This is a genomic window from Serratia odorifera, from assembly GCF_041448735.1.
Taxonomy (GTDB): domain Bacteria; phylum Pseudomonadota; class Gammaproteobacteria; order Enterobacterales; family Enterobacteriaceae; genus Serratia_F; species Serratia_F odorifera.
Genome location: NZ_JBGMUT010000041.1, coordinates 1 through 863, shown reverse-complemented (window position 1 = coordinate 863; position 863 = coordinate 1). Strand labels below are relative to the sequence as shown.

Sequence of the window (863 nt, the reverse complement as noted above, 5' to 3'; positions counted from 1 at the left end):
TCTTGACTGAATACAAAAAAGAGATTGTACAAAAAGAAGTAGAAACAGTTGTTGGATTAGGCTTTGCGATGAATGGATTATACGTTAGTTCTGAGGATGAGAAAGCCAATTATCCTAAGTTCTATCGCAACATGTTAGACCACTTAGCAAAGGCACAACGAGTATTGTCAAGAAGAATAAAAGGTTCTACCCGTTGGAATAAACAACGTATCCGTGTAGCTAAGTTATATGAAAAAGTAGCGAACCAACGTAATAACTTCTTTCATTTTGAAGTTTTTTCAATTTAACAATTCGATAAGTTTAGTTATCATATTTCCCCTTAATTTTCTCCCCTTAAAAAGGTAAGTGTTATAATCAAACTAATTATATTGTGTAGAATATTTTCTTTTAAGTAACAGAAATATTTTACTTTGAATTTTTTCTAAATCTCTCATATAAAGAATAGTGTTGACACATATAATAGGTATTGTGCGAATACTTTGAATTCCCGATATATTCGTAATTATTAAATCGAAATTTTGAGATTCTTGTTTAAACAATTTAAAATTTATTGTATCAATAATATGTATTTCTGCTTGATGTTTAAAGTGATAATCAAGCATATTTTTCAACCAATTTGTATGTTCAATATCACTGTCGCAAAATAAACCAATCCTGACAAGAGGGAATCTATTACTAAGGATATGATACAAGTTATCCCAATGGATAATTAAAGTATATAACATTGAATTTAATATATTAGAGTTCAAATGAAACGTTTTATAAAATTTTAATTGTTCTAAGGAACTTTTTAATATCTTAACAAAAAAAGACAAATTATGAATTCCAAGATTGGAAAATTCTCTCCTTTGATTGTTCAAAAT

General features: G+C 27.5%; 2 protein-coding genes. One reads left to right on the top strand and one right to left on the bottom strand.

Features of this window, described 5'->3' with window-relative positions; genetic code table 11:
• Nucleotides 1-287: transposase (locus tag ACCC84_RS23830; protein WP_371902421.1), on the top strand; the 287-nt coding region annotated here is incomplete at its 5' end.
• Nucleotides 288-359: 72 nt separating this feature from the next.
• Here the strand turns inward: ACCC84_RS23830 and ACCC84_RS23825 are convergent.
• A partial coding sequence (locus ACCC84_RS23825; RefSeq protein WP_371902420.1) for a PTS sugar transporter subunit IIB occupies nt 360-863 on the bottom strand: 504 nt, incomplete at its 5' end.